The following is a 20,048-nucleotide window of genomic DNA, read 5'->3' as shown; positions in this document are numbered from 1 at the left end:
ATGTCGAGCCTGGAGACCGCATCGGAAGCGCCCCGGCCGAGCCTGCCGGACCTGTTCACGGGCTTCCTCAAGATCGGCCTGATGGGCTTCGGCGGCGTCGGGCCGATCGCGCGCCATATCATCGTTTCCGAGCGCAACTGGCTCGACGATCGCGGCTATGCCGAATTGATCGGCATCTGCCAGGCGCTGCCCGGCGCCAACACGGTCAACGCGGCGGTGATGCTGGGCGATCGCTTCCGCGGCGGAATCGGTGCGCTGACCTGCGTCTTCGCGCTGATGGCGATGCCGCTGCTCTGCCTCGTCGCGCTCGCGAATGCCTATGACGCGGTCTCCGGCCATCCGCTCGCGCAGGTCGCTCTGACCGGCGCCGCCGCCAGCGCCGCCGGGCTCATTCTCGGCACCGCCTTGCGGCTCTTGACGAAGGCCGGCCTCGCGCGCTGGGCCTGGCTGATGGCCGCAGCTGCCTTCATTGCGGTTGGCCTGCTCCGTTTGCCGATGTTGCCGACCCTGCTGGTGCTCGTGCCGCTGGGCCTCGTCGCGGCGACACTGGGAGCGCGGCGGATCTGATGGAGCGTGGCGTCTTCTTCCAGCTGATCGTCACCTTCGGCACGATCTCGCTGATGGCGATCGGCGGCGCCAATGCGGTCGTGCCGGAAATCCACCGTCAGGTCGTCGACATCCTTGGCTGGATGGATGCGCCGACCTTCGCCCGCCTCTTCGCCATCGCCCAGACGGCGCCCGGCCCCAACATCATGCTCGGCAGTATCATCGGCTGGCATGTTGCCGGTACGGCCGGTCTGCTGGTCGCGACGACGGCGCTCCTCCTGCCCTCCTGCCTGCTGGCGCTCGCTTCCAGCCGCGGCCTGCAGCGCTTCGGCGGCAGCCGCGTGGTCCGGATCGTCACGCTGGCGCTGGTGCCGATCGCGCTGGGCCTGATGCTGGCGAGCGGCGTGGTCGCGACGCTCGCTGCCGATGCCGGCCTCGCCGGCTATGCGATCACGGCGGCGACCGCGCTCGTGACCTATCGTTCCAAGGTCAATCCGCTCGCGCCGATGGCGATCGGGACGCTCGTCTATGTGCTCGCCTGGTCTGCCGGCATCGCCTGAAAAGGCAGGTCGGCGCTGTTGCCGCCGGGATTGGCGCGTCCGCAGCAGGGCAGATAGGCTCGCATCCGGGTAGAACGCGAGAGGCGTGATGAAGACCGAGCAAAGCGTCCTGCGCCTTTCGATCGTCGTGACCTTCGTGCTGGCGGCCGTGGGCATCGTCTTCGGCCTGCTCTCCGGCTCCTTCGCGATCGTCTTCGACGGCATCTACGCACTGACCGATGCGACCATGACGGTCGTCGCGCTGCTGGTGGCGAACCTCATCGTGTCCTCGACCGCGAACGAGGCCGCCGGCAGCAAGCTGGTGAAACATTTCACCATGGGCTTCTGGCACCTGGAGCCGATGGTGCTGGGCCTCAACGGCATCCTCCTGACCGGTGCCGCGATCTACGCGCTGATCAACGCCATCGGCAGCATCATGGCGGGCGGCCGGATGCTGTCCTTCGACTACGCGATCATCTATGCGATCGTGACGATGCTGCTCGCCTTCGCCATGGCGATCTATGGCCGGCGGGCCAACCGGACGCTCAATTCGGCTTTCGTGGCGCTGGATGCCAAGTCCTGGGTGATGTCGGGCAGCCTCAGCGGCGCCCTGCTCGTCGCCTTCGTTTTCGGCTACGCGATCCAGGGAACGAAACTCGCCTGGATGCTGCCCTATGTCGACCCGGTCGCCCTCGCGCTGGTCTGCATCGTCGTCATTCCCATCCCGATCGGGACGATCAAGCAGTCATTGGGCGAAATCCTGCTGGTGACCCCCGCCGACCTGAAGGGCCATGTCGATACGGTCGCCGAAGAGATGGTCCGCCGCCACGGCTTCGCTTCCTACCGCTCCTATGTCGCCCGCGTCGGCCGGGGCCGGCAGATCGAACTCTATTTCATCGTGCCCAAGGGCAGCCCCGCGCGGAAGCTCGAGGAATGGGACCAGATCCGCGACGAGGTCGGCGAGGCGATCGGCGACGACACTCCGGACCGCTGGCTGACCATCGCCTTCACCACCGATCCCGAATGGGCGGATTGAGCGGGACGCTCCAGCAGTTGCCTGTCGAGGTTCGGCTGCGCTGGCTGCATGACGCCGGCAGCCACCGCATGCTAGTCTTTCCTAGCGTCAGTTTCCGTGCGGGATGGTGTCTGGGAGGTTGGCATGGCCTGCTTGCTCTGGCGGAGGGCGTTCCTGGTCCTGGTCCTGGCGCTGCCGCTGCTCTGCCTGCTCGGCCCGAAGCCCGTTCTGGCCCAGAAAGCCGGGACCGTCGCGCTCTGCAAGGATGACCGCACCGAGAAGGGGCTCGCCGCCTGCAACGCCATCCTGAAGGGGAGGGTCGATCGCAAGGTCAAGGCGATGGCCCATGTTGCGCGCGGCCATACCCAGCTCGCGCTCGGCCGCCCGGCCGAGGCCGAGAAGGATTACTCGGAGGCGCTGGTCCTCGCGCCAAACTTTGCGGCGCTCTACCGCGACCGTGGCCGCGTCCGCTTCAAGCTCGGCAATCGCGAGGGCGCGATGGCGGATTTCACCGCCGCGATCGAGAACGATCCCTTCGACCCGGACAACCATGCCAATCGCGGCTATCTCAGGCTGCTGCAATATGATTTCGCCGGCGCGGGCGAGGATTTGCGCAAGGGCCTGTTCTGGCAGAAGCAGCATCCGCGCAGCGACTATCTCCTCGGCCTGCTCGCCTATGCCACCGGCCGCTACACCGACGCGGTGGCGCATGTCGACAAGGCGCGCGAAGGCGGCTTCCGCAACTCGGATACCTTCATCACCCGCGCCCGCAGCCTGTACTATCTCGGCACCTTCGAGGCCGCCGCAAGGGAGGCGACCGAGGGGATCGCGGCCTTTCCGAAGCAGGTCGACTTGATCGAAATCCGCGCCCGCGCCCGGCTGGCGCGCCGCGAATGGCCGGAAGCGCTTGCCGATGCCGAGGTGGTTGCCGAGGCCGAGCCCCGCTCCGGCCGCGCTTACGCGACGCGCGGCGCCGTCAAGCTCGCGATGAAGGACATGGCCGCTGCCACGGCGGATGCGGACAAGGCGATCGAGCTCGATCCCGGCCTGTTCGACGCTCATGAATTGAAGGCGGACATCCTGCTCGCTTCGGGCAATCCGGCTGGCGCACGCGCCATCCTCGCCCGCTCCGCAGCGCGGACCGATGCGAAAATGGCCTATGACATCGCCTCGCGGGAGCGCCATGCGGCCCGCGTCGCCGAATTCGACAAGCCGAAGCCCATCGTCGTCGCCGATCTCGACGCGGCCGAGTTGAAGAAGCGCTGCGCCACCCGCGACGATCCCTTGCGCATGCAGAGCTGCGACCGTCTCGTCGAAACGGCCGCCACGCCGCAGGCCAAGGCCGACCGGTTGATCGAGCGCGCCAAGGCCCGGCCCTTTGACAGTCAGATCGGCGATTTCGATTTGGCCGTCGCAGCTGCGCCCGATTATCTCCCCGCGACCCTCGCTCGCGCCTACGCCCATCTGTCGGATTACCGCTACGGCAAGGACCTGACGCCTTTCGACCGGGCCTGGGCCGATGCCGACAGCGCCGTCCGGCGTTCGGGGGCGGACAAGAGCATCTGGGCGCAGGCCATGCTGGCGCGCGCTTCTGTCTCCCAGGGCAGGGGGAACTACGAGGCGGCGGTTGCCGACCTCACCGAACTCGTCGCAAGCGATCCGAAGGCACAGTTCTATCGCGCCGACCGCGCAAGCGCCTTCCTGATGGCCGGCAAGCCCATTCAGGCGCTGGAGGACCTGCGCGAGAAGGCGCGCCTGCCGACGGACGTGCCTGCAGGGCTGCAGGGCGAGGATGATCTCGTCGTCGCGCTCATCGAAACCGGCGCGCTCGACGAGGCCGTCACGGTTCTCGACAACTGGCGGACTAACCGCTTGCCCGGCGCCTATGCCGAGCAGGCCTTGCGGGCGCGCGTTGCGCTGGCCCGTGGCGATGTGGCGAACGCGCGGGAGCTGGCCGCGGCGGCGCTCACTGACAACCGCTTCAACGCCGGGGCGCAGGCCGTGCGCGGACTCGCCGCCGCCCGGCTGGGCGATGCGCTCGACGCGGAATCGGACCTAAGCAAGGTCATCGACGATATCGTGCCCATTCCCTTCCGGGCCAGGACCTCCGGTCTGACGCCGGGCCATGTCGCCGATCTCTTCCTCTGGCGCGGGATCGCCCGCGTGCAGTTGAACCGGGTCAACGCCGCGCGCGCTGATTTCGCCGAGGTGATCAAGCGGGCGCCGGACCGGGCGCGAGCCTATGCCGAGCGCGCCGCGCTCAACCTGCGCTCCGACAATCCGGCAGCCCTGACCGATATCGCGATGGCGCTGCGGATCGAGCCGGACCAGCCGCGCTGGCAGGCGCTGGCCGCCCGGATCAATCTCGCGACCGGCGATCCCGCCGCCGCCGAGCGCTTCGCCACGGCCGCGCTCGCCGCGCCCGCGCCGGAAGCCGACCTGCTGCTGCTGCGCGCAAAGGCGAGGCTCGGCCTCGGCCGCTTCTCCGATGCGGCGGAGGATGCGACGGCCCGGCTCGCGACCGCGCCCTCCGATACCGAGGCCTTGCTGCTGCGAAGCGATGCCCGGCTCGGGCAGGGTGATGCGGCGGCCGCTCTCGCCGATGTCGAGACAGCGCTAGGGGCGAAGGCGGGCGACCCACGCCTTCTGCTGGCGCGTGCGGAGTTGAAGGCCAAGCTGGGTGACGTACCGGGGGCGATCGGCGCCTTCGAGGCTGCTGCGGCAAGGCCGGAAGCCTCGCTTCAGGCCAACAGGCGGCTTGGCGATCTCTATGCCGGGATCGCCTCGGACCAGCTCGCGCTCGGCTACTATGCCAAGGCACTGGAGCAGCCGGCACGGGGTCAACTCGATGAAGCTGCCCGCGAGGCCGCCCGCGCAGCCCGCGACGCGCTGATCCGGCGGATGGCGGCGCCGAAATAGACGCCGGGCCGGGGTCATGCGCGGCATGAATGGCAAGGCCGTTGTCGCCTGCCATTGCCGCCCACGGCAATGGCGATAAGCTCACCCGCATTGTCCCATCCGGAACGAATGCGAGTGAAGCGATGAGCGCCCTGACCCCCGAGGAGAAGAAGGTCACCGAGTGGCTGGCGAGCCGCAAGGAAGGCATGGTCGCGCTGCTGCGCGAGCTGGTCGACACAGACTCCGGCTCCTACGATAAGGCCGGCGTCGACCGGGCCGGCGATGTCGTCGCGCGCTTCCATCGGGCGAACGGGCTCGAGGTCGAGATCGTGCCGGATAGCCGCTTCGGCGACGCTGTTCGGGCGCGCCTGCCCAACCCGACCGCCAACGACCAGCGCCCGGTCATGCTGCTCGGCCATCGCGATACCGTGTTCCCGCAGGGCGAGCCGACGCGCCGGCCCTTCACCATCAAGGGCACGCGCGCCTATGGCCCGGGCGTCGCCGACATGAAGGCGGGCGTGATGATCTCGGCGTTCGTGGCTGCCGCCTTCGCCGAATGCGGCGGCCTAGCTGCGCCGCTCCTGATGCTGACGACCAGCGACGAGGAGATCGGCTCGCCGTCCTCGCGCCCGGTCATCGAGGCGGCAGCCCGCGAGTCGCGCTGCGTCTTCAATGCCGAGCCCAGCCGCCTGCCGGCCGGCACCGATTTCGCGAAAGACCAGAAGCAGTCGGTCACCAGCGGCCGCAAGGGCGGCGTCTTCATGCGCGCCGAGTTCACCGGCAAGCCGGCCCATTCCGGCGCGAATTACGAGAAAGGCGCCTCGGCCATCGTCGATCTCGGTCACAAGATTCCGAAGCTCCAGGGTCTCACCGATCTGGAGAAGGGCATCACCGTCAATGTCGGCCTGATCGGCGGCGGCCAGACGGTCAACACCATCGCGCCCAGCGCCTGGTGTGAGATCGACCTGCGCTATGTCACCGCCGCCCAGCGCGACGAGATGGTCGGCAAGATCAAGGCGATCATCGAGGCGCCCGAGGTTGCCGGCACGAGCGCGGTGCTCTCGATCAAGGGCGAGTTCCTGCCGCTGGAGCGCTCCTCGGACTCGGCTGCGCTCTACGACACCTATCGCGAGGCGGCCGCCGCCTTCGGCATCGGCGTCACCGCGGAGTTCACCGGCGGCTGCGCCGATTCAGGCTTCACGGCCGCACAGGGGACGCCCACGCTGTGCAGCGTCGGCCCGATCGGCGGCATGGCCCATACCCCGGACGAGTTCCTCGAGGTCGAGAGCATCGTCCCCGCCGCGCAGACGCTGGCGCTCGCCGTGATGCGCGCCGCCGCCAGGGTGGAATGACCGGTCGCTAGCGGCAAAGCAGCTCGATCTTGCGGCTGAGCGAGGCTTCGTCCTCGCTCAGCCGGTCGGTCAGCGCGTGCAGCCAGTTGAAGGCAACCCAGAATTCCAGCCGGTCGTCGATCTCCTCAGGCGCGAATTCGCCGCGCCCGGCGGCGCGCACGAACATCTCCCGCGGAGCTGCCAGCCGCTCCGGCATGAACTTGAAGCGCAGCGCGGCGAGCGCGCTGTCGCTGGTCTGCGCTTCGGCGATCAGCCCCTTGAAGACGCGCCCGGCCGTATCCTCGCGCCAGAAGCGCCAGAGATCCCGCGTATAGCGCAGCAGGTCGGCGCGCAGCGAACCCTCGTCCGGCACGGGGATGGCCGCATCCTTGTTCGCTCCGTAGATCGCGATGAACAGGTCGGCCTTGTTCGGCCACCAGCGATAGATCGTCGGCTTGCCGGCGCCGGCACGGCGCGCGACCTCCTCGATCGAGAAGCCGGCATAACCCTTCTCCGCCAGCACAGCTCTGGCGGCTTCCTTCACGGCTGCCTCGGTCTCGGGGCTACGACGCGCGCCGATCGAGGCGCGGCGTTTGGGGCGCGGGTCCATGGGCGTCCGGTCTCCAGTGTCACAGGCTGGCCTTGACATAACGAAACGGCCCGTTTAGATCAAGTCTCGATACGAAACGTATCGTTCTTATAAGGATCCTCGTGATGCCGTTGCCATCACCTTTCGTCTCAGTGCTCGCGCGGTTGCGTTTCCTGCTCCTGGCGATGCTGGGCGCCTACACCGTCCTCAACCTGCTGCTCATGCTTCTGGCGCCTCTCACCGCGCATTGGCCGACCTATGCCGTCACGGCGCTCGCCGTGCCGCCCATGGTCCTTGCCATGGTGCATGTCGTCATTCCGCTGGCGCGGCGGCTGTCGGCTCATTCCGCCCTCAAATCGTGATCGGGAGAATGCTCATGAAGACCTCACGTCTTGTTGCCGCCGCTCTCGTCCTTGTTTCGCCCGCGGCTCTGCAGCCAGCCCTTTCGCAGCAGGGGACAGCCATGACCATCTCCTCGGCCACCCATGCGGGGTTTGAACGAAGTTTGCCGTTTCCAGATGGCTTCGCGCGCCTGTCGGCCCGGGCCGTGCGCGTGGACGGCAAGGCGGCCGAACTGGTGCGCTATGAAAGGGCCGATGGCCGAAATGGCGGCCTCGGCGGAGAGCATGTCAGCCTCGTCCTTGGCGAAGGACGGCTCAAGGGCTTCGCCCGGATGGACGGCTCGCTGCGATCCGGCGAATTGCCGTCGCAGGAGGAGAGCCGGACCATCGCGATGGCCTTCCTGTCGAGCCATGCGCCGGACCTGCTCTCGCGCCTGCAGATCAGCTTCATCGCGCCGCATGACGAACCGGTCCGGCTCGATGGCCAGCCGGCGACGCTGACCGGGATGAAGGTGAAGATGCGCAATCTGGCCGATGGGCGCTGGTTCTGGGTCATCGTCGGCGCCGATCGACAGGTCATGGTCTTCGAGCGCGACATCGTCTGGGCCAACCTGCAGGGGCGCCGCCAGACGGAAAAATGGCTGCACGATTCCTGGCTCGCCGAGAACCGGCCGAAAATGCCGGGCGGCGCTTGAGCCGCCTGCCGGCGGCGCGCGTAGCGTCTGATGCGGGAAGGGAAGCGGGCAGGCGCCCGCTTCTCAGAACGCCTCTTCCCAGTCGCGGCTCAGCCGCATCGCGCAGTTGATCAGGCCGACATGCGAATAAGTTTGCGGGAAATTGCCCCAGAGCTCGCCGGTCTTGAGATCGGCATCCTCCGAGAGCAGGCCGAAGCTGTTGCGCCGCTTCAGGACGCGCTCGAACAGCTCCTTCGCCTCCTCCCGGCGGCCGATCGCGTTCAGCGCATCGACATACCAGAAGGCGCAGATCAGGAAGCCGGTGTGCATGTAGCCGAAATCGTCCTGCGTGGCGTAGCGCAGCAGCAGGTCGCCGCGCTTGAGATCGCGGCCGATCGCCTCGACGGTGGCGACGAAGCGGGCATCGTCAGGCTTGACGAAGCCAAGTTCGGCCAGCAGCAGCAACGTTGCGTCCAGGTCCTCGCCGCCGAAGGTCGAGACGAAATGGCCCTTGCCCTCGTTCCAGATCTGCTCGGCGATGGTGTTCTTCAGGCGCTTGGCTTCGCCCTTCCAGTATTCCTTGCGGTCGGCGCGCCCGAGCGTGCCGGCGATGCGGGCGAGCCGGTCGCAGGCCGCCCAGCACATCACGCTGGAGAAGGAATGGACCGCCTCCTTCTCGCGCAGCTCCCAGGGGCCGGCATCGGGCTTGTCGAAATAGGCGATGGCGAGCTCGCCCATGCGTTCCAGCTGTCCGAACAAGGCCTCCTTGCCCGGCTGGATCAAGCGGCGGTCGAAGAAGGAATGCGTCGCCGCCAGCACGACTGCGCCATAGCCGTCGTTCTGGATCTGCGTCGCCGCGCCGTTGCCGAAGCGCACCGGCTGGTGCCCGCGATAGCCTGACAGGTAGCTGGCCTCGAACTCGATCAGCGTGCCGCCGCGCGTGATCGGATAGAGCGGCGGCAGATGCTCGGCCCCGCTTTCGGTAAAGGTGTCGACGATATTGGTGATGAAGCCGAGATAATCCTCCATCGTCCGCGTCGTGCCGAGCCGGTTCAGTGCATGCACGACGAAATAGGCGTCGCGCAGCCAGCAATAGCGGTAGTCCCAGTTGCGCTGCGTGCCGGGCGCCTCCGGAATCGAGGTCGTGAGCGCCGCGACGATGGCGCCGGTCTCCTCGAAGGAGCAGAGCTTCAGCGTGATCGCGGCGCGGATCACCTCCTTCTGGTACTCGAAGGGGATCGACAGCGAGCGCACCCAGTCGCGCCAGTAGTCGGTGGTCTTGTCGAGGAACTCGCGCGAGGTCGTCTCGATCTCGGCGCGCAGCGCCTCGTCCGAGCCGATGAAGAAGGAATAGGCCTGGTCGACGGCAAACGGCGTGCCTTCGACGACATAGGAGAGCGGCGCGTTGGTCGTCAGCCGGATCGTCTGGTCGGCGCCGACATAGCGGACATGGTTGGAGCCGCGCGTGATCTCGTCGGGCTCCTCGCCGATGCCGAGGCTAGGCTTGACCAGCACGCGGATGCGCGGCCGCCCGGAGACGCGCCGGACCCGGCGCACGAGCTGCGGCGGCCGGAAGAAGCGCTCGTAGCGCACGAAGCGCGGCGCGAAATCGAGGATCTCGATCGCATTGCCCTGGTCGTCGGAGAGCACCGAGGACAGGATCGCGGTGTTGTCGAGATAGCCCTGCTCGCAGCGCGTCATGCCGACGAGCTCGATGCCGAAGAAGCCCTTCTCGGGTTCGGCATCGCCGTCCTCGGCCTGGTTGTCGATCAGCGAGCAGAAGACGGGGTCGCGGTCGAAACGGGGGAAGCAGCCCCAGACAATGCGGGCGCGGCGGTCGATAAGGGCGGCGATCGAGCAATTGCCGATCACGCCGAGGTCGAGCGAGGCGGAGTGCTGCCCCGCAGCCGAAGTCGTCACGGTCATGGTCGGTCAGTCCTGCTTGAAGCTGGCAGCGGAAAGATGGCCGCTTTCGGCGGCTTCGAGAAGGATATGCCGAAGTGCGGTGGGCGAGGCGAGCCGGCAGGTCGCGTGGCTCTCGCGGTCAGCGCCGATGCGGACGGAAATCCCGCCCATCGCGTTGACGGCCTCGAATCCGTCCTCGTCGGTGATGTCGTCGCCGATGAAGACCGGCTGACGCCCGGCATAGGTCGGCGTCGCCATCAGCCACGCGATGGCGCTGCCCTTGCTTGCGCCGGCCGGAACCAGTTCCGCGACGGATTTGCCCTCCTGCAGGCGCATGCCTGGCCCCATGCGCGCGGCGATGCCGCGCATCAGGGCGAGAGCCTCGTCCTCCAGTGCGGGCGCCAGGCGCCAGTGCAGCGCGACGGAAATGCGCTTGTCCTCGACGATGATGCCGACATGGCTATTGGCGAAGCGAACGAGGTCGCGCAGGGCCGCACGCATGCCTTCATGCGTATCGGCCTGCGAACGGATCTCGTCGTCGACGCGGATTTGGGCACCGTGCAGCCCGGCGATGTCGAAGCGGTGCGGAGCCAGCACGCCGTCGAGGAAGCCGATCGGCCGGCCGGAGACCAGCGCGAGCGCGCCGCCGAGCTGGGCCCGCAGCGCCGTCAGCGCGGGCGCCACACGCCGGTCGAGACGAACATCGTCCGGTGAGGGCGCGATCTCGACCAGTGTTCCGTCGAAATCGAGGAACAGAGCGATTTCGCGATCAACGGAAGCGATCTCGTGAGGGCTTGCGGCGATGTCGGGTTCGATCAATGTCGTCATCATTCCGTATCTGGGCAGGGAAGGCGGCAGAAGAGCGGCCAAGCAGCCAAGGACATCCTTTTCTGTCTTATCGCGCGGCGGTCGCCACGTCGAAAATAGGGTTCGAGGGGTTGCCTCGATCTGTCGAAAGCCTACCATGGCGGTCGCGATTTCACCGCACGGCTGCCACAGCGCTGCCATGTGACCGCGTCCGCACCACGGAAACATTACGCTTTCGGAAGCGTTCTGTTCCTGCCGCCGATGGCGAAATGCGGGCGGCCCCTGCCGGAGAATGCTCGTCCATGCGTCTTGTCATCGTTTCCAACCGCGTCACGATTCCCGATCGCCATGAAAAGGTGATGGCGGGAGGGCTGGCGGTTGCCCTGCGCGAGGCGCTGGAGCAGCGCGGCGGCCTCTGGTTCGGCTGGAGCGGCGGCGTCAGCGAGAGCGCCCAGACGCAGCTGCGGCAGGTCGAGCACGGCAACGTCACCTATGCCGTCACCGATCTCAGCGAGGCCGAGCGCCAAAGCTATTATCTCGGTTTCTCGAACCGGGCGCTCTGGCCGCTGATGCATTACCGGCTCGGCCTGACCGAGTTCCAGCGCAGCGACTACATGGGCTATCTCGGCGTCAATCGCCGCTTCGCCCGTGCGCTCGCCGGTCTGATCAAGCCTGACGATCTCATCTGGATCCACGATTACCACCTGATCCCGCTGGCGGCGGAACTGCGCCGGCGCGGTGTCACCAACCGGATCGGCTATTTCCATCACATTCCCTGGCCGGCAGCCGAGGTCATCGGCGCCTTGCCTTTCAGCGCGACCTTGATCCGCACCATGGCCGCCTATGATCTCGTCGGCATGCAGACGGAGGTCGATGCCCGCAACCTGATCGGCGGGTTGGTGTCGCTCTGCGGTGCCCGTTCGGACGGCAAGCGCGTCAGACTCGGCGCGCGCGAGACCGCGGTGCAGGCCTTCCCGATCGGCATCGATGTCGAGGGCTTCCGGAAACTGGCTGCCGCTTCCGTGCGCAAGGCGGCGACGCCGCTGCGGGCCACGCAGGAATCGCTCGGCGAGCGCAAGCTCGTGATCGGTGTGGACAGGCTCGACTATTCCAAGGGCATCGTGCAGCGCCTCGAAGCCTTCGGCGAATTCCTGCGCAATCACCCCGAGGACCGTGGCCGGGTCAGCCTGTTGCAGATCGCGCCGCCCTCGCGCAGCGACGTGCCGGAATATGCCGAGCTCGACCGCCTGTCAGACGAGGTCGCCGGGCGCCTCAATGCCCAGCTCGGCGAGTTCGACTGGACGCCGATCCGCGTCGTCAAGAAGGCCTATTCACGCAAGGCACTGGCCGGCTTCTACCGTCGCGCCCAGGTCGGTCTGGTCACGCCGATGCGCGACGGCATGAATCTCGTCGCCAAGGAATACATTGCTGCGCAGGATCCGGCCGATCCCGGCGTGCTCGTGCTCTCGCGCTTCGCCGGCGCCGCCCAGCAGATGGGCGAGGCGCTGATCGTCAATCCCTTCGATTCCCATGAGGTCGCGGAGGCGATCCGCACGGCGCTCGCCATGCCGAAGACGGAGCGCATCCGCCGCTTCGAGCGGCTCTACGCCATCATCGCGGCCACCGATATCGACTGGTGGACGCGTCAATATCTGTCGGCCCTGGCAGGGGAAGCTGGAGCTGCCGAGACGCTGGCCGTCGGCGGAGATCGCAAGGAGCCGCGTTCCGCGGCGCGGCGGGCCGGCCGGAGCGAGGCATCGGCCGCGTCGTCGGCGCCTTCCGAAGCCGGTGTACGCAAGATGTCGGCAGGATCGCGCGGGAAGCGAGGCGCTGTGAGAGCCTCTCATCTCGCGCTTGTCCAACCTTGAGACTTGGCAGTTAGGTCAGGGAAACGACCGAAATCTTGGGGTGATGCTGCCTGCCCCGTTCGCGGCCCTTGCCGAATAAGGTCTTTCGTCGCTAGAAGGCAGCAGGGCCGGAGTGGGCGACTCAGGGTCCGGACAGGCATCGTATCGTCGATGGCTGAGGAGGCGGGCGGAGGGCTGAGATCGATGCGAGGCGCTCTCGGAGGACCGGGCGTTCTGTTGCGCCGTCTCCGCGAGGTCATGGCGGCATCGATCAGCCCGCAGGAGCGGCTGGATCGCCTCGTCGTGCTGATCGCCGGCAATCTCGTCGCCGAGGTCTGCTCCGTCTACGTCCTGCGCGAGGACGGCTCCCTTGAATTGTACGCCACCGAAGGCCTCAACCGCGAGGCGGTCCACCTCACCACCATGCGGGCGGGCGAGGGCCTCGTCGGCCTGATCGCGAGCGAGGCCGAGCCGCTGGCCTTGTCGGACGCGCAGGCGCATCCCTCCTTCTCCTATCGTCCGGAGACGGGCGAAGAGGTGTATCGCTCCTTCCTCGGCGTGCCGATCCTGCGCGGCGGCGCCGTCATGGGCGTGCTCGTCATCCAGAACCGGGCGACGCGGCTCTATTCCGAAGACGAAATCGAGACCCTCCAGACCACTGCCATGCTGATGGCGGAGATGATCGCGGCCGGCGGCCTCAAGTCGCTGGCGGCGCCGGGCGCCTCCATCGGCCTCGACCGGCCGATCCATGGCATCGGCGTGGCGCTGGCGGATGGCGTCGGCCTCGGCCATGCCGTGCTACACGAGCCGCGCGTCGCGATCACCAATCTCATCGCCGAGAATCCGGCGGCCGAGGTCGGGCGTCTCGAAGCCGCGATCGGCGAGATGCGTGCCTCGATCGACGAACTGGTCGAGCGCGGCGACGTCGCCCATACCGGCGAGCATCGCGACGTGCTCGAGACCTTCCGCATGTTCGCCCATGACCAGGGCTGGCTGCGCCGCATGCGCGAGGTTGTGATGACCGGCCTCACCGCCGAGGCGGCGGTGGAGCGCGTCCAGTCCGATACCCGCGCCAAGATGCTGCGCCAGACCGACCCCTATCTGCGCGAGCGCCTGCACGATCTCGACGATCTCGCCAACCGCCTGCTGCGCACGCTGGTCGGCAAGGCCAACGGCGTCGCCCGCGAGAACCTGCCGGAGAACGCCATCCTCGTCGCCCGCTCGATGGGGCCGGCGGCACTCTTGGACTATGACCGAGCCCATCTGCGCGGGCTCGTGCTGGAGGAGGGCGGCCCGACCAGCCACATCGCCATCGTCGCCCGCGCGCTCGGTATCCCCGCCGTCGGCGAGGTCGTCAACGCGACGGCGCTGGTCGAGGCCGGCGACGCCATCATCGTCGACGGCCAGGCCGGCGAGGTGCAGATCCGCCCGCAGCCCGATGTCGAGAACGCCTACAAGGACAAGGCGCGTTTGCGCGCCCGCAAGCAGAAGCAGTACCAGAAGCTCAAGGAGCTGCCGGCGATCACCCGCGACGGGGTCGACATCACCTTGCAGATCAATGCGGGCCTGATCGTCGACATGCCGAATATCGAGGCGACGGCCGCCGCGGGCATCGGCCTCTTCCGCACCGAATTGCAGTTCATGGTGGCGCAGCACATGCCGACCACCGCCGAGCAGCAGGCGCTCTATGCCGCCGTGCTGGAAGCCGCAGCGGAGCTGCCGGTGACCTTCCGCACCCTCGATATCGGTGGCGACAAGGTGCTGCCCTATATGGAACGCGTCGAGGAGGAGAATCCGGCGCTCGGCTGGCGCGCGATCCGCATCGGCCTCGACAAGCCGCGGCTGCTGCGGGCGCAGGTGCGCGCGATGCTGCGGGCCGGCGCCGGCCGCGATCTCAAGATCATGCTGCCGATGGTCGCGACCACCGAGGAATTCCGCCGCGCCCGCATGATCATCCGCCGCGAGCAGGCCATGCTGGAGAAGCAGGGCGTGACGCCGCCGCGTGACCTCAGAGTCGGCGTCATGGTCGAGGTGCCCTCGCTCCTCTTCGAACTGCCGGAGATCGCGCGCGAGGCCGATTTCCTGTCGATCGGCACCAACGACCTCATGCAGTTCCTCTTCGCGGCCGACCGCGAGAACAAGCGCGTCGCCGACCGCTTCGATCCGCTTGGCGTCGGTGCCCTCAGGGCGCTCAGGCGCATCGTCGAAGCAGCGGCTGAAACCGGCTGCCCCGTCACGGTCTGCGGCGAGATGGGCGGCAAGCCGCTGGAGACGATGGCCCTGATTGGGCTGGGCTATCGCGGCTTCTCGATGTCGGCGGCCTCGATCGGGCCGGTCAAGGCGATGCTGCGCGCGCTCGATACCGCAAAGCTGCGCGAGCGCATGGACTGGATGCTGGCCTCGCCGGAGGGCGCCACCAATCTGCGCTCGCAGCTCGCGGCGTTCGCGACCGAGTTCAAGGTCCCAGTCTAGCGACGCTGCTTGCGTCCCTGCTGCCGCTTTTCCCTTTCGTTTCACGAGTTCGTGCATGTCCCTCCATCTTCCTCAGGATCGTCTCGACGTCATCGTCGCGCGCCATGCCGCCGCGACCGACGAGATCAACCATGCGACCGAGGCGGCGCGCACGGTCGAGCTCGCCAAGGAGCTGGCGGAGCTCGATCCCGTGGTCGCGGCCATCGCCTCCTGGCGGCAGGCGCAGATTTCGCTGGAGGAAGCCGAGGCGCTGATCGCCGATCCCGCGACCGACGCCGAATTCCGCGACCTCGCCTATGAGGAGCGCGACAGCGCCCGCGCCGAGATCGAGGCGCGTGCCCGCGAGATCCTCGTCGCCCTGCTGCCGAAGGATGCTGCCGACGAGCGCGGCGTCATCCTGGAAATCAGGGCGGGCACGGGCGGCGACGAGGCCTCGCTCTTCGCCGGTGACCTGTTGCGCATGTACCAGCGCCACGCTGCCCAGAAAGGTTGGAGCGTCGATATCCTCTCCGAGAGCGAGGGGACGATGGGGGGCTACAAGGAGGTTGTCGCCGAGATCAACGGCCGCGGCGTCTATGCGCGACTTAAGTTCGAATCCGGCGTCCACCGCGTCCAGCGCGTGCCGGATACCGAGGCGAGCGGGCGCATCCACACCTCCGCCGCGACGGTGGCGACGCTGCCGCTGGCGACCGATGTCGATGTTGTCCTCAACGAGGCCGACATCCGCACCGACACGCTGCGCTCGGGCGGTGCCGGCGGACAGCACGTCAACAAGACGGAATCGGCGGTGCGCCTCACCCATATCCCGACCAACACCGTCGTCTTGGTCCAGGACGAGCGCTCGCAGCACAAGAACAAGGCGCGCGCGTATGAATTGCTGCGCGCAAAGCTCTTCGACATGGAGCGCCTGCGCATCGATGCCGAGCGCTCGGCGGACCGGCGTTCGCAGGTCGGTTCTGGCGATCGCTCGGAGCGCATCCGCACCTACAACTTTCCGCAGGGGCGCGTGACCGACCACCGCATCAACCTGACGCTCTACAAGCTCGACGAGATGATGCAGGGTCTCGTCCTCGATGAGATCATCGACGCGCTGACCGCCGAGCATCAGGCGAAGCTGCTGGCGGCCGAGGGTATGGCGTGAGGCGGGCGCGATGAAACAAAAAGCTCCGCCCCGCGTTGATAAGACATCGAAACCAGCAAAGGGGGGACCCTCTCATGATCAAGATGTTCTCGACGATAGCGGTGACCGGTCTGATGGCGCTGGCGATGAGCGGCGTCTCGCAGGCTCAGGAACGCACCTTCAAGAAGATCACGGCCGGCCAGCCGGCCGCGCTGCAGGGCTCGATGACCCAGGCGCAGGCGCGCAAGGCCTGCCGGATGGAGATGAGCGGCAGCCGCGAAAGCAAGGCTTCGCTCAACAAGAAGATGAAGACCTGCATGGATCTCAAGATGAACGGCAACTAGTCGCCGTTCCGGGAAACGCACGAGGGGAGGGCGCCGTGCCGACCGTAAGGGAGGCGCGGCGTCTTCTTGCGCAGAGCTTGATGCGCGCGGGCTCGGCCAGCCCCGGCCTCGACGCGCGCTTGCTGGTCGAAGGCAGTCTGGGCGTCGAAAATGCCGACCCCGATCTCATCCTGACGGCGGAAGCGCTTGCTCGGCTGGGCGATTTCGCGGCCCGTCGCATCGCGGGCGAGCCGGTCTGGCGCATTCTCGGCGAGCGTGAATTCTGGGGGCTGCCCTTCCGCCTGTCGCCTGCGACGCTTGAGCCGCGCCCGGACAGCGAAACCATCGTCGAGACGGCTCTGGCCCAGTTTGCCGGGCGCCGTGAAGAAGAGCTGCAATTGCTCGATCTCGGCACCGGTACCGGTTGCCTGCTGATCGCACTCCTCACCGAGTTGCCGCGGGCCCGGGGCGTCGGCATCGACCTGTCGGACGAGGCCTGCCGGACTGCTGCGGCGAATGCTGCCCTCAACAGCGTCGATGGGCGGGTGACTTTCCGGCAGGGCAGCTGGACCGATGGGCTGACCGGCCGCTTCGATCTCATCGTCTCGAACCCGCCCTATATCCCCTCGACCGAGATCGCGACGCTCTCCGTCGAGGTGCGGGAGCATGATCCTTTGCTCGCGCTGGATGGTGGTGCCGACGGGCTTGAACCCTATCGCCTTTTCGCGTCCGCCCTGCCGCCGCTGCTGGCGCCGGGGGGCGTCATTGTTTTCGAGATCGGTGCGGGGCAGGGGCCGGATGTCGTCGCGCTGATGCGGGGCGGCGGGCTTGAATTCCGCGGCAGCCGCAACGATCTCGGAGGGCATGAGCGGGCGTTGATCTTCACGCTCGCTTGAGAATGCACAGGCTTTTGGTCGATTTCGCTTGGAGAAGCAGCCAAAAGCAGCTATGCAGCATCCAGCCGAAGCTGGTGGCGTCAGAGCCGAGCCTCTGGGCAGTTCCCGATCGTACAGGATTGCTCTTGAGTTCGGCATCGTTTGCGGGCGTGTTCCCGAGGCGATGCAGCTGACAAGCCGGATGGAGCCCCGAAGGCGCGTGGCGCCGATCGGCTCATGGGGTTGAAACCCCCTTTTTGGAAAAGAGCGCGTGAAGACCAGGAACGGCGTATCGCCCCTTCAGGTCACCTTCGTCCGACACAGCGTCGCAACCCGCTGTGCTTCGCAACGCGCATGACGGCGCCACGGTTGCTTTGAACATAGAAGCGCGAGACAGACGCGAATGAGACCAGGTCAGAACCGGCGTATGCGCGGCCGCAACAATAACGGCGGCGGCAACAATAACGGCAACCGCAAATCTCCCAATCCGTTGCAGCGTAGCTACGAATCCAACGGCCCGGACGTAAAGGTTCGCGGTACGGCGCAGCATGTCGCCGAGAAGTATCTGCAGCTTGCGCGGGACGCTCAGTCTTCGGGTGATACCGTCGCTGCCGAGAGCTATTTCCAGTACGCTGAGCACTACTATCGCATCCTGCTCGCGGCGCAGGAGCAGATGGCTCAGCAGTTCGGCCATTCCTTCCCGCCGAATCGCGCCTTCGTCGAGGATGCTGACGAGGGCGAGGAAGAGGGCGACGAGGACGGCCAGGCCTTCCAGCCCGGCACCGGCCCACAGCCGGACATGCGCGCCAACGGCTATGGCAATCCTAATGGCTATAACGGCCATGGTGGTGGCCAGCGCGCCGAGGGCGAAGGCGGAGATGGCCAGCAGCAGGGCGGCCAGCGCTTCGATCGCAACAACCGCCGCGAGCGTTTCAACAACGACCGCAACAACAATAACAACGAGCGCCGCTTCGATCGTCAGGATCGTGGCGAGCGTCGCTTCGACCGCAATGCCGAAGGTGGCCAGGGCGCGCCCGGCGGCTACGCCCCGCGCCCCGATGCGCCGCGTTCCGACATCCCGGTCAGCGAAGGTGGCGCCGTCGAGGCGGCTCCCGAGCAGGTTCAGGGCGAACAGCGTCGTTTCGAGCGTCCGGAGCGGGCTGAACGCCCCGAGCGGAGCGAGCGCCCGCAGCGCGAGCGCCGTCCGCGCCGTGAGCGCGAGGTCGAGGCCGATGCGGGCGATGACGTCGCCGCCGCGCTGCCGTCCTTCCTGACCACCCCCGTGCGCGTCCCCGCGCCGGAGCCGGTCGAGGCCCTTGCCGCCGAGCCGGCTGTCGCGGCCGAGCCTGCCGAGGAAGCTGCGCCCAAGCGCACGCGTCGTCGCCGCTCGCCCCGCGAGGTCATGGACGCGCTGGGCTCGGAGACGGATAACTCGGCCGAGTAAGCCGTTCCCGGATCAGCGACTGGATATGGAAAAGGGCCCTTTCGGGCCCTTTTTCTTTATCTGCGTGGATCAGGCGATGCCGAGTTCGACCGGCGCGTCCGCTACGCTCAGGCTGTCGCCTTCGACCAGGGCGCCGTCCGCGAGGATGCGGCAATAGATGCCGCAATCGACATGGCCGTAGTTCTTCATCAGCGCCTTGGGAATCTGCATGTCGCGCGCACCGGTGTCGGGGTCGACATTGGTCGCGGCGCAGCGTTCGATCCGCTTGATCACCTGCAGTCGCAGGCCGCCGGGCCCGGTCAACTCGCGGTCGACGAGGTCGTTCTCGGCCCAGGGCGCGAGACCGCTGACCATCAGGTTGCCGCGGAAGCGCAAGGGATCGACGGGCTGGCCCAGGCGCGCTTCGAGATCGGCGACGCTGGCGAGGTTGATGATCGAGAGGAAGCCGGAGCGCGAATCCATGAAGCGATAGGTCGGGGGCGCTGTCAGCAGCTTCGGCTCGCCGCGCAATTCCTCGGGCATGAAGCCGGAGAAGAATCGCGAAATCGCGGCATGGCCCTCGTCGTTTGTCGTCGCTGCGCGCAGCACCTCCTGCCCGCCCTGATGGATCACGAGATCGCCGCTGGCATCGTCATAGCGGGTCTTCAGGCGCGCCAGGGACTCGTTGCGCATCAGCATCAGGTACTTGATCTTGGGCTGGTGCACGGGCTCGGCCGCATCGAAGCCGGAGGGGCCGTTCTCGATGGCGAAGAGCCGGTCGCCGGGGAAGAAGCCGCCGGCCGGCAATGCCGCCCGCTTCAGCCTCTCCGGCGAGAGGCCCTTCACGGGATAGCGGTAGAGTGTCTCGATGCGCATGGTCGGGTCCGGCTAAGGCAAGATGGGGCGGACCATAACCTCGTCCGCCGGCTCTGACAGATCAAATCTTGTATCTGTTTCGATCAGTCCTCGGCATCGGCCTGAAAAGTGAGAACCGGTTTTCGGAAAAGCCAATGCCCCATCATTCATCTTCGCCGTCACTCACCGAACGCTGGCAGCCCCAGCCTGCCAACACAACGTCGGTGTTATCTGCGACGAAGAAGCGGGCGGCGTCGCGGTCATAGCCTTCGCCCAGCAGCCGCTCGTAATCGGTATGGACGTGGCGGACATGGCTGCCGAGCGCGAGCCAGAGCGCGGTCGAGGGCGGCAGGTCCTTCATGTGGCGCCGTTCCGCCAGCGTGACCACGGCCTCGGCGTCGGAGAGCGGAATGCCGGGCGCCAGCGCCCTTAACGCCCGTCGAATCGCCTGCTGTCGCTTGGTCCCGGCCATGCCCGATCTGCGCCTG

Annotated in this window: 18 protein-coding genes; 13 read left to right on the top strand and 5 right to left on the bottom strand. The window is 67.3% G+C overall.

Going from position 1 to position 20,048, the window contains the following annotated elements:
* The 5 genes from AC3WMA_RS05825 to AC3WMA_RS05805 all read left to right on the top strand — a co-directional run bounded on the left by AC3WMA_RS05825 (position 1) and on the right by AC3WMA_RS05805 (position 6,350).
* Complete coding sequence (locus tag AC3WMA_RS05825; RefSeq protein ID WP_492284423.1) at positions 1–567, top strand: chromate transporter; 567 nt, start codon at positions 1–3, stop codon at positions 565–567.
* Positions 567–1,106, top strand: a complete 540-nt coding sequence (locus AC3WMA_RS05820) for a chromate transporter (protein ID WP_492284422.1) — start codon at positions 567–569, stop codon at positions 1,104–1,106. The genes AC3WMA_RS05825 and AC3WMA_RS05820 overlap by 1 nt, the downstream gene beginning before the upstream one ends.
* 88 nt (positions 1,107–1,194) lie before the next feature.
* On the top strand, positions 1,195–2,121 hold the full coding sequence (locus AC3WMA_RS05815) for a cation diffusion facilitator family transporter (RefSeq protein ID WP_492284421.1): 927 nt from the start codon (positions 1,195–1,197) through the stop codon (positions 2,119–2,121).
* A 123-nt stretch (positions 2,122–2,244) separates the two neighbouring features.
* Positions 2,245–5,019: a tetratricopeptide repeat protein gene (locus AC3WMA_RS05810; protein WP_492284420.1), complete on the top strand. Its 2,775-nt coding sequence runs from the start codon at positions 2,245–2,247 to the stop codon at positions 5,017–5,019.
* Between the two features lie 122 nt (positions 5,020–5,141).
* On the top strand, positions 5,142–6,350 hold the full coding sequence (locus tag AC3WMA_RS05805) for a M20 family metallopeptidase (protein ID WP_492284419.1): 1,209 nt from the start codon (positions 5,142–5,144) through the stop codon (positions 6,348–6,350).
* A gap of 7 nt (positions 6,351–6,357) precedes the next feature.
* Here AC3WMA_RS05805 and AC3WMA_RS05800 read toward each other — a convergent pair whose 3' ends face one another.
* Positions 6,358–6,939, bottom strand: coding sequence for a TetR/AcrR family transcriptional regulator (locus AC3WMA_RS05800; protein ID WP_492284418.1), 582 nt, complete (start codon positions 6,937–6,939; stop codon positions 6,358–6,360).
* Positions 6,940–7,043: 104 nt separating this feature from the next.
* Here AC3WMA_RS05800 and AC3WMA_RS05795 point away from each other — a divergent pair, with 104 nt between their 5' ends.
* Together AC3WMA_RS05795 and AC3WMA_RS05790 are read left to right on the top strand one after the other, a co-directional pair.
* The gene (locus AC3WMA_RS05795) at positions 7,044–7,280 is read left to right on the top strand and encodes a hypothetical protein (RefSeq protein WP_492284417.1); all 237 of its coding nucleotides are present in this window, start codon (positions 7,044–7,046) and stop codon (positions 7,278–7,280) included.
* Positions 7,281–7,381: 101 nt separating this feature from the next.
* The gene (locus AC3WMA_RS05790; protein ID WP_492284416.1) at positions 7,382–7,954 is read left to right on the top strand and encodes a hypothetical protein; all 573 of its coding nucleotides are present in this window, start codon (positions 7,382–7,384) and stop codon (positions 7,952–7,954) included.
* A gap of 63 nt (positions 7,955–8,017) precedes the next feature.
* On the opposite strand, the gene AC3WMA_RS05785 is transcribed toward AC3WMA_RS05790, so the two are convergent.
* Positions 8,018–9,859 (bottom strand): glycoside hydrolase family 15 protein, encoded by a 1,842-nt coding sequence (locus AC3WMA_RS05785; protein ID WP_492284415.1) that lies wholly within the window; start codon positions 9,857–9,859, stop codon positions 8,018–8,020.
* Positions 9,860–9,865: 6 nt separating this feature from the next.
* On the bottom strand, positions 9,866–10,846 hold the full coding sequence (gene otsB, locus AC3WMA_RS05780; RefSeq protein ID WP_492284414.1) for a trehalose-phosphatase: 981 nt from the start codon (positions 10,844–10,846) through the stop codon (positions 9,866–9,868).
* 101 nt (positions 10,847–10,947) lie between these two features.
* Here otsB and AC3WMA_RS05775 point away from each other — a divergent pair, with 101 nt between their 5' ends.
* The 6 genes from AC3WMA_RS05775 (at position 10,948) to AC3WMA_RS05750 (ending at position 18,726) form a co-directional block, all read left to right on the top strand.
* Positions 10,948–12,513: an alpha,alpha-trehalose-phosphate synthase (UDP-forming) gene (locus AC3WMA_RS05775; RefSeq protein ID WP_492284413.1), complete on the top strand. Its 1,566-nt coding sequence runs from the start codon at positions 10,948–10,950 to the stop codon at positions 12,511–12,513.
* 183 nt (positions 12,514–12,696) lie between these two features.
* Positions 12,697–14,964: a phosphoenolpyruvate--protein phosphotransferase gene (gene ptsP, locus AC3WMA_RS05770; RefSeq protein WP_492284412.1), complete on the top strand. Its 2,268-nt coding sequence runs from the start codon at positions 12,697–12,699 to the stop codon at positions 14,962–14,964.
* A gap of 55 nt (positions 14,965–15,019) precedes the next feature.
* The gene (gene prfA, locus AC3WMA_RS05765) at positions 15,020–16,105 is read left to right on the top strand and encodes a peptide chain release factor 1 (protein WP_492284411.1); all 1,086 of its coding nucleotides are present in this window, start codon (positions 15,020–15,022) and stop codon (positions 16,103–16,105) included.
* 74 nt (positions 16,106–16,179) lie between these two features.
* The gene (locus tag AC3WMA_RS05760) at positions 16,180–16,428 is read left to right on the top strand and encodes a hypothetical protein (RefSeq protein WP_257733939.1); all 249 of its coding nucleotides are present in this window, start codon (positions 16,180–16,182) and stop codon (positions 16,426–16,428) included.
* Positions 16,429–16,463: 35 nt separating this feature from the next.
* Positions 16,464–17,303, top strand: a complete 840-nt coding sequence (gene prmC, locus AC3WMA_RS05755; protein WP_492284410.1) for a peptide chain release factor N(5)-glutamine methyltransferase — start codon at positions 16,464–16,466, stop codon at positions 17,301–17,303.
* Positions 17,304–17,709: 406 nt separating this feature from the next.
* Positions 17,710–18,726 (top strand): DUF4167 domain-containing protein, encoded by a 1,017-nt coding sequence (locus tag AC3WMA_RS05750; RefSeq protein ID WP_492284409.1) that lies wholly within the window; start codon positions 17,710–17,712, stop codon positions 18,724–18,726.
* Between the two features lie 69 nt (positions 18,727–18,795).
* Here the strand turns inward: AC3WMA_RS05750 and AC3WMA_RS05745 are convergent, their stop codons facing one another.
* Positions 18,796–19,581, bottom strand: coding sequence for an MOSC domain-containing protein (locus AC3WMA_RS05745; protein ID WP_492284408.1), 786 nt, complete (start codon positions 19,579–19,581; stop codon positions 18,796–18,798).
* 142 nt (positions 19,582–19,723) lie between these two features.
* A complete protein-coding gene (locus tag AC3WMA_RS05740) occupies positions 19,724–20,032 on the bottom strand; it encodes a DUF2293 domain-containing protein (protein WP_492284407.1) in 309 nt (102 codons plus the stop codon).
* Positions 20,033–20,048 lie beyond the last annotated feature (16 nt).

It is taken from the genome of Allobosea sp. FW305-C-101, assembly GCF_058783685.1.
The sequence above is the reverse complement of the archived record's forward strand: the minus strand, read 5'-3'. Positions and strand labels throughout refer to the sequence as shown.

Bases quoted from the DNA above. Each gene is read 5' to 3' on its own strand.
- AC3WMA_RS05825 (WP_492284423.1), top strand. From the start codon at position 1: ATGTCGAGCCTGGAGACCGCATCGGAAGCGCCCCGGCCGAGCCTGCCG.
- AC3WMA_RS05820 (WP_492284422.1), top strand. From the start codon at position 567: ATGGAGCGTGGCGTCTTCTTCCAGCTGATCGTCACCTTCGGCACGATC.
- AC3WMA_RS05815 (WP_492284421.1), top strand. From the start codon at position 1,195: ATGAAGACCGAGCAAAGCGTCCTGCGCCTTTCGATCGTCGTGACCTTC.
- AC3WMA_RS05810 (WP_492284420.1), top strand. From the start codon at position 2,245: ATGGCCTGCTTGCTCTGGCGGAGGGCGTTCCTGGTCCTGGTCCTGGCG.
- AC3WMA_RS05805 (WP_492284419.1), top strand. From the start codon at position 5,142: ATGAGCGCCCTGACCCCCGAGGAGAAGAAGGTCACCGAGTGGCTGGCG.
- AC3WMA_RS05800 (WP_492284418.1), bottom strand. From the start codon at position 6,939: ATGGACCCGCGCCCCAAACGCCGCGCCTCGATCGGCGCGCGTCGTAGC.
- AC3WMA_RS05795 (WP_492284417.1), top strand. From the start codon at position 7,044: ATGCCGTTGCCATCACCTTTCGTCTCAGTGCTCGCGCGGTTGCGTTTC.
- AC3WMA_RS05790 (WP_492284416.1), top strand. From the start codon at position 7,382: ATGACCATCTCCTCGGCCACCCATGCGGGGTTTGAACGAAGTTTGCCG.
- AC3WMA_RS05785 (WP_492284415.1), bottom strand. From the start codon at position 9,859: ATGACCGTGACGACTTCGGCTGCGGGGCAGCACTCCGCCTCGCTCGAC.
- otsB (WP_492284414.1), bottom strand. From the start codon at position 10,846: ATGGCAGCGCTGTGGCAGCCGTGCGGTGAAATCGCGACCGCCATGGTA.
- AC3WMA_RS05775 (WP_492284413.1), top strand. From the start codon at position 10,948: ATGCGTCTTGTCATCGTTTCCAACCGCGTCACGATTCCCGATCGCCAT.
- ptsP (WP_492284412.1), top strand. From the start codon at position 12,697: ATGCGAGGCGCTCTCGGAGGACCGGGCGTTCTGTTGCGCCGTCTCCGC.
- prfA (WP_492284411.1), top strand. From the start codon at position 15,020: ATGTCCCTCCATCTTCCTCAGGATCGTCTCGACGTCATCGTCGCGCGC.
- AC3WMA_RS05760 (WP_257733939.1), top strand. From the start codon at position 16,180: ATGATCAAGATGTTCTCGACGATAGCGGTGACCGGTCTGATGGCGCTG.
- AC3WMA_RS05750 (WP_492284409.1), top strand. From the start codon at position 17,710: ATGCGCGGCCGCAACAATAACGGCGGCGGCAACAATAACGGCAACCGC.
- AC3WMA_RS05745 (WP_492284408.1), bottom strand. From the start codon at position 19,581: ATGCGCATCGAGACACTCTACCGCTATCCCGTGAAGGGCCTCTCGCCG.
- AC3WMA_RS05740 (WP_492284407.1), bottom strand. From the start codon at position 20,032: ATGGCCGGGACCAAGCGACAGCAGGCGATTCGACGGGCGTTAAGGGCG.